Below are 6,643 nucleotides of genomic sequence, written 5' to 3' on the forward strand. Positions count from 1 at the left end.
CCCCGCCCCCCCCAGGAACTGCGCGCTGCCGGTCAGCCGGCCGTCGCGTTGTCGTACGCCCGCATGGCCGCCTCCTGTGCGTCGGCCAGCGCCTCCTCGGGCGTCTTGTCGCCCAGGAGCGCCGCGGTGATGGCGTTGTTCAGCTCGTTCTGGATGTCCTGCCCTGCGGGCGAGGAGCCGAACGACTGACCGTAGTCCAGCACGTCGTAGTACGTCGTGATGGTCTGGTCGAACCCGGCGTTGCCGGTCTCGACGACGTGCTGCTCGCGGATCGACTGGTCCGGGCCCGGCGAGCCGGTGAACAGGCCGGTGTTGATGCCACCGTCCTCCTCGCGCGTCGCGGCGCGCGCCTCACCGGCCGCGTTCCAAGCATCCTCGCTGGTCAGCTCGATCATCCACGCGCAGGCTGCGGTGGGGTTCTCGGCACCGACCGGGATGACGAAGGCCGTGCCGCCGGCGACGGAGAAGGGGTTGCCCTCGCTGTCCTTGAACGGCACCGCCTCGATCTGGATCTGCTCGACGTACGGCGACAGCACGTTCGGGTACCACTGGGCGTTGACCTGCGCCCCGACCTGGTCGGCGACGAACTGGTTGTTCTCGCCGAAGGTGTCGAACGAGTCGGTGAAGCTCTTCACCGAGGCGTAGCCGCCCTGTGCGTCGTTGATCTGCTTGAGCATGTCGATGCCGGCGATGTTGCTCGGGTCGTCGAGCGTGGGGGCGCCCTCGTCGTCGATGAGTTGGCCGCCCATGCCGAGGATCCACAGCGCGCCCTGACCGGTCGACACCGGATCGAACCCCAGACGCGACGGAACGCCGCCCGACTCCTGGTACATCTTGTCGATCGCGCCGAGGAGCGCTTCCGGATTGGAGGTGTCGATCTCTTCGGTGATGACGCCCGCCTCGTCCATCACGCGCTTGTTCAGGATGATCGCCGGCGGCTGGTAGAACTGCGGCACCGCCCAGACCCCGTCGTCGTAGCGCACATCGTCGACGACGAACGGGTACCAGTAGTCGTCGGGCGTGACGCCCTGCGCTTCGAAGCACGCGTCCAGCGGGATGATGAGGTCCTGCGCCGCGTACTGCGTGACGTAGCGCCGATCCATCTGCACGACGTCGGGCACGTCGCCGCTCGCGATGCGCGTGGTGAACTTCTGCGCGTCGAAGGCGGTCGCATCGAGTTCGACCTCGACGTCGCTCAGCTGCTCCTCGGCGTAGTCGAGGCGTGACTGGCCGACGTCGTCGGCGTTCTCGAAGCCCCACGCCGACAGGGCCCCGGTCGGTTCGGCCTCGAAGTCCACGTCACCGCCCGTGCCGCCGCCGCCGTTCCCGCCGCCTCCGCAGCCGGCGAGGAGGACAGCGGATGCCGCGAGAGCGGCGATTCCGATCAAGCGCTTGCGCATCGGTTTCCCTTTCGATCCGGTGTTGTGTGTACGTTGTGGAATCGAGATCAGCCGCGACGCGGCATCCGTCTCATCCCTTCCTGCCCTGCGTCGCCACCCCCTCGATGAAGTACCGCTGCCCGAACGCGAAGATGATCAGCATCGGCAGCGTGACCAGGAACGACGCCACCATGACGTACTGGTAGTCGCCCTGACCTCCCGCGGTCGGGCTGTATTTCGTCATGGCGTAGGCGATCCCCAGCGGTGCGGTGAACTCGTCGACCGAGCCGGCGTTGAGGTAGATCAGGGCAGCCTGCAGGTTGTTCCAGCTGGCCTGGAACTCGAAGAGGAACACGATGATGAACGACGGGATCGACAGCGGCATCGCGATGCGCCAGAACAGCCCCCAGTAGCTCGCGCCGTCGAGCCGCGCCGCTTCGAACAGCTCCTTGGGCAGACCCAGGTAGAACTGACGCTGCAAGAAGATGTAGAACGCCGAGCCGAACAGGTTCATCCCCCATAGCGGCACCCACGTGCCGAGGAGTCCCGTCTCCTTCCAGATCAGGTAGATCGGGATCATCGTGACGGCGCCCGGCAGCATCATCGTGGCGAGCACGAAACCGAAGAGCAGGGTGCGACCCGGGAACTTGAAGTAGGCGAACCCGAACGCGACGATCGAGCTCGAGATCGCCACTGTTCCGGCCGCCAGCACCGCGATGGCGACGCTGTTCCACATCCAGCTGAGGAGGGGAAGCTGGTTCCACACTTCGACGTAGTTCTCGGGCATCCACGTGTTGGGGATGAGCGCGTTGTCGAACACCTCGCCGCGCGGCTTCAGACTCGCCGACAGCAGCCAGACGAAGGGGTAGAGGAACAGTATCCCGAAGCCGATCAGGGCGATCGCCAGGAAGATGCGGCCCACGAGCGACTTCGGGCGGGCGAAGCGGCGCCGCCAGCGCGAGCGCTGGGGTGCCGCGACCGCGGCGGCCGCCGCTTCGGGAACCGGCTGGGCGACGCCCGGGGTCTGCAGCGATGCCGACATCAGCGATCCCCCTCGTAGTAGACGAATCTGTTGCCGAACTTCACCTGGATGACCGTGATGATCATGATGATCACGAAGAGCAGCCAGGCCATGGCGGCGGCGAAGCCGAAGTTGAACTGACGGAACGCCTGCTGGAACAGATAGATCGCATAGAACAGGGATGCCTCGGGCGAGGAGTTGCTCTGATCTCGCCAGAACAGCAGGAAGGCCTGGTCGAACACCTGGAACGCGGCGATCGAGAGCACGATGACGTTGAAGAACATCGCGCCCGAGATCATCGGCAGGGTGATCGAGAAGAACTTCCGGATCGGCCCGGCGCCGTCGAGCGCCGCGACTTCGTAGAGCTCCTGCGGCACGTTCTTCAGCGCCGCGAGGAAGATCACCATGGTGCCGGCGACCGTCCACAGTGTCATGATCACGATGCTCGGCTTCACCCACGCCGGATCGACGAGCCACTGCGGGCCCTCGATGCCGAAGAACCGCAGGAACTGGTTGATGGCACCGGTGTTGCCGTTGAGCATGAGGAAGAAGACCGCGGCCGTCGCCACGGCGGGCGTCATCTTCGGCAGGTAGTAGAGCGTGCGCCAGAAGCCCGCCGCCGCCCGCGCCGCGCGGTCGAGCAGCATCGCGAGGATCAGGGCGAAGATGATCTCGAGCGGCACCGCCATCACGACGTAGAAGAGCGTGTTCGCCAGCGAGACGCCGACGCGGGGGTCTTCGAAGAGCCTGGCGTAGTTGTCGAATCCCACCGGGCTCGCCGTGTTCGTCGCGAGGTTGTAGTTGCTGAACGAGATGTACAGGCTGTACACCATCGCTCCCGCCGTGAAGACGAGGAAGCCGATGACCCACGGCAAGATGAACATGTAGCCGGCCAGCGCCTCGCGCTTGTCGTAATGCACCTTGACCTTGCGTGGCCGCTCGCTGCGGCGAAGGCGCGCGCGACCACGACTCTCCCGCCCCTCGGACGCCTCGTGCAGCGCCTCGACGACGGCGTCGTTCTGCGGCGTCGTGATGCTCATCGCGAGTCCTCGCTCGGCGAGGTCCGCGGACGAATCGTGTCCGTCATGTCGTCTCCACGTCGAGATGTGGCATCGTTACCAGACGCCAGTGACTATACGTCTGTGCGTCAACGGCCCACAACGGGGTGCTCGGCGGCTGCGGAGCCTCGGCACTGGGCACACCAGCATCCCGGCCGCCGGCGTCAGGGGCGCTCATGGGGCGATGCTAGGCACGCCGCGGCGCGGCGATCCACGGGCTTGCGCGAGAGCCGTCTCCTGTGCTTCTCCGGCCGCGGCGACGGCAGGCTCACGTTATCCACAGCTCGGCATCCGACGATGCGTCCTCGCAACACTCATGAGAGTGTGGCCTCATGGTTGGTCTCGGCGACTCGCATCCTATGAGCTCGTCGGCCTTCCGCACCGGCCTCGTCCCTGCGTTCGCCCGATGACGACAGACCAGCAGACGCCCGACGAGCTGTCGGAGTTCGCCGACCTCATGCGGCGCGAGGAGGAGTTCCCCGGGCGCGGCTACGGGATCGATCCGAGAATGCGACGGGCCCGTCGCCGCCGTGGCTGGATCATCACGGCCGTCGTGTTCGCCCTCCTGTTCGGCGGGTCGGGAGCGTACGTCGGCTGGGCGCTGAACGCTCCGCTGGCCGCGCCCGAGGCCGTGGTGGCGAGCACCCCCGTGGCGGCGGCGCCTGCTGCCGCCGCTCTCGCCCTTCCGTCGCAGGGCGCCGCGGCCATCAGCGTCTCAGGCGGCGACGCCTACCTCGGTCCGACCGCGAGCGGGATCTGGGCGACCTCGGGAACCGCTGAAGCCCGCTCCATGGCCAGCATCACGAAGCTGATCACCGCGATGGTCATTCTGGATGCGAAGCCGCTCGCCGACGCGAGCGACCCAGGGCCGACGATCACCTTCGACAAGGCCGATCACGACCTCTACGACAAGTACTACGTGATGGGCGCCACGATCGCCCGCATGCCGAGGGGCAGCACGATGTCGCTGCGCGACGCGCTGGCCACCATGCTGATCCCGTCGGCCAGCAACTACGCCGAGGCCGTGTCGACCTGGGCGTTCGGCTCCCAGGGCGCCTTCCTCGACGCGGCCCGGAGGTGGCTCGCCGCCCACGGCCTCACCGGTACCACCGTCGTCGAGCCGACAGGCATCAGCTCCCGCAACACCAGCACGCCCGCCGACCTCCTCACGATCGGCAAGCTCGCCCTCGCCCATCCGACGATCGCGAGCATCGCAGCGACCCCCTCGCTGTCGTTGCCCGGTCCCGGAGGGATGTCCAACACGAACACGCTGCTCGGGGTCAATGGGATCACCGGACTGAAGACCGGCAACCTGGGCGAGGACAGCTACAACCTGCTGTACTCAGCGACGCTGGATGTGGGCGCGGCCGAGCCGCTGGCCGTCGTCGGCGTCGCGATGGGCGGAGCGACCCGCGAGTCGCTCAACAGCGACGTCATCCGCACGCTCGACAGCATCCGGGCGGGCTTCCAGCAGGTGCCCCTCGTGTCGCGGGGCCTCGAAGTCGGGTCCTACTCGACGCCATGGGGCTCGACCGCCCGGATGATCGTCGCCGGCGACGCGTCGATCTTCACCTGGTCCGACACCCCGATCACGGCGACGATGCAGACGACGACGCCGAAGACCTACGAGGACGGCGAAGTCGTCGGAAGCATCACGTACACCGCGGGTCCGAACACGACGACCGTCCCGCTCGAGATCGCCGGAAGCATCATCCCCCCGACCGAGTGGTGGCGCCTGACCCACCCCTCCGAGCTCGTCGACTAGCGATTCGGGGGGCGGGGACTCCGGCAAGCGTGGGACGTCGCGCCTACGATCGGTGCATGACCGACTCCTCACTCGTGCTCGTGGCCAACGCGGGCGACGGCAGCATCAGCACCTTCCGACTCTCGGGCGATTCGATCGAGCGGCTCGCGGTGAGCGAGGGCCTTGCCGGCTGCTCGTCCTTCGCTGTGGACTCGGCTCGTGACCTCGTGTACGCGGCGGTGAAGGGCGGGTCGGATGCCGAGCCGGCGGGCATCGTGACGCTGCGACTGGACCGCGAGACCGGACGGCTGGACCCCGTGTCGCGGCTCGATCTTCCGGACGGCGGCATGAACTATCTCGCGCTGTGCCGGGACGGCGCGGGTCTCCTAGGCGCCTCTTACGGCGGCGGCTACGGGATCAGCTGCGCGGTCGCCGATGGTGTCGTCGGCGACCCCGTGTCCCGTATCGAGTTCCCCAACCTGCACTCGGTGCTGCCGAGCGCGGACGGCCGATTCGCATACTTCGTGTCGCTCGGCGCCGATCTGGTCGCGCAGTATGCGCTCACCGACGACCTGCGGCTCGTCGCGCTGGCGCCGGCGACGGTCGCCGCGCCCGACGGCAGCGGTCCCCGGCATCTCGTGCTGAACGAGGCGCATGACGCTGTCTACGTGCTGACCGAGTTCTCGGGGCAGGTGCTCCACTTCGCACGCGACGCCGAGGCGGGAACGCTCGAGCTCCGGGACGCCGCAGAGGCGTTCGACCCGTCGAAGGGCCTTCGCCACAGCCGCTTCGGGGCCGATCCGCGCGCAGAGCACCTCATCTGGGGCGCCGACCTGCACTTCGGCGACGGCGGCCGCCGCCTGTGGTGCTCGGAGCGGACGGAGAGCACGCTCGGCGCGGTATCGGTCGCGGAGGATGGCTCCGTGTCGGCTCCCGAGCGGTTCGTTGAGACCGAGCCGCAGCCGCGGGGCTTCGCGCTCAGCCCGGACGGCGCACACCTGATTGCGGCGGGAGAGGGCTCGACGACGATCTCCCTCTACTCCGTCGACGATGACCGCCTCGATCTGCTCCGTCGCGCCGAGACCGGTCGCGGGGCGAACTGGGTGCGCTTCGTGTGATCTCGAGCGCGCCGGGCCACCGCCATCTCGGGAGCTGAGATGATGGCCGTGCGCCGTCTTCGTATATTTGTTCTTGCTTGCTACTCACTTCAGCGATAGTGTGTAGTTCAGAGATTCGATGACGTGGGTGGGCTCCGAGTGATCGGGGCGGTGGAGTGGGTGCGGCCGGAGCCGCGGGGATGGTGGCAGGGTGCGCGGCGCTGGGGCGCCGGGATCTCCCGTTTTCTGTTCCGCTCTGGTCTGCGAGTCGTGATGTCTGGCACCCCTGCGTTCGATTCCCCCGGTGTCCCCGGTGACGACGCGTTGCCTGCCGAGCTGGCGAG

5 protein-coding genes are annotated in these 6,643 nt (G+C 67.7%); 2 read left to right on the plus strand and 3 right to left on the minus strand.

Annotated elements, in window-relative coordinates; genetic code table 11:
• Nucleotides 1-32: 32 nt before the first annotated feature.
• From B2K11_RS20215 to B2K11_RS20225, 3 genes are all read right to left on the minus strand, one after another.
• Nucleotides 33-1,400, minus strand: a complete 1,368-nt coding sequence (locus tag B2K11_RS20215; RefSeq protein ID WP_163620890.1) for an extracellular solute-binding protein — start codon at nt 1,398-1,400, stop codon at nt 33-35.
• Nucleotides 1,401-1,470: 70 nt separating this feature from the next.
• Complete coding sequence (locus B2K11_RS20220; RefSeq protein ID WP_163620891.1) at nt 1,471-2,421, minus strand: carbohydrate ABC transporter permease; 951 nt, start codon at nt 2,419-2,421, stop codon at nt 1,471-1,473.
• Nucleotides 2,421-3,284 carry a sugar ABC transporter permease gene (locus B2K11_RS20225; protein WP_239526300.1) on the minus strand — a complete coding sequence of 288 codons (864 nt, stop codon included), beginning with the start codon at nt 3,282-3,284 and terminating at the stop codon, nt 2,421-2,423. Before B2K11_RS20225 ends, B2K11_RS20220 begins: the two co-directional genes overlap by 1 nt.
• Before the next feature lie 580 nt (nt 3,285-3,864).
• Between B2K11_RS20225 and B2K11_RS20230 the strand changes: the two genes are divergently transcribed.
• Together B2K11_RS20230 and B2K11_RS20235 are read left to right on the plus strand one after the other, a co-directional pair.
• Nucleotides 3,865-5,223, plus strand: a complete 1,359-nt coding sequence (locus B2K11_RS20230; protein WP_163620893.1) for a D-alanyl-D-alanine carboxypeptidase — start codon at nt 3,865-3,867, stop codon at nt 5,221-5,223.
• Nucleotides 5,224-5,279: 56 nt separating this feature from the next.
• The gene (locus tag B2K11_RS20235; RefSeq protein WP_163620894.1) at nt 5,280-6,320 is read left to right on the plus strand and encodes a beta-propeller fold lactonase family protein; all 1,041 of its coding nucleotides are present in this window, start codon (nt 5,280-5,282) and stop codon (nt 6,318-6,320) included.
• Nucleotides 6,321-6,643 lie beyond the last annotated feature (323 nt).

Origin of the sequence: Microbacterium sp. B35-30 (assembly GCF_010634855.1) — a bacterium.
Taxonomy (GTDB): Bacteria; Actinomycetota; Actinomycetes; order Actinomycetales; family Microbacteriaceae; genus Microbacterium.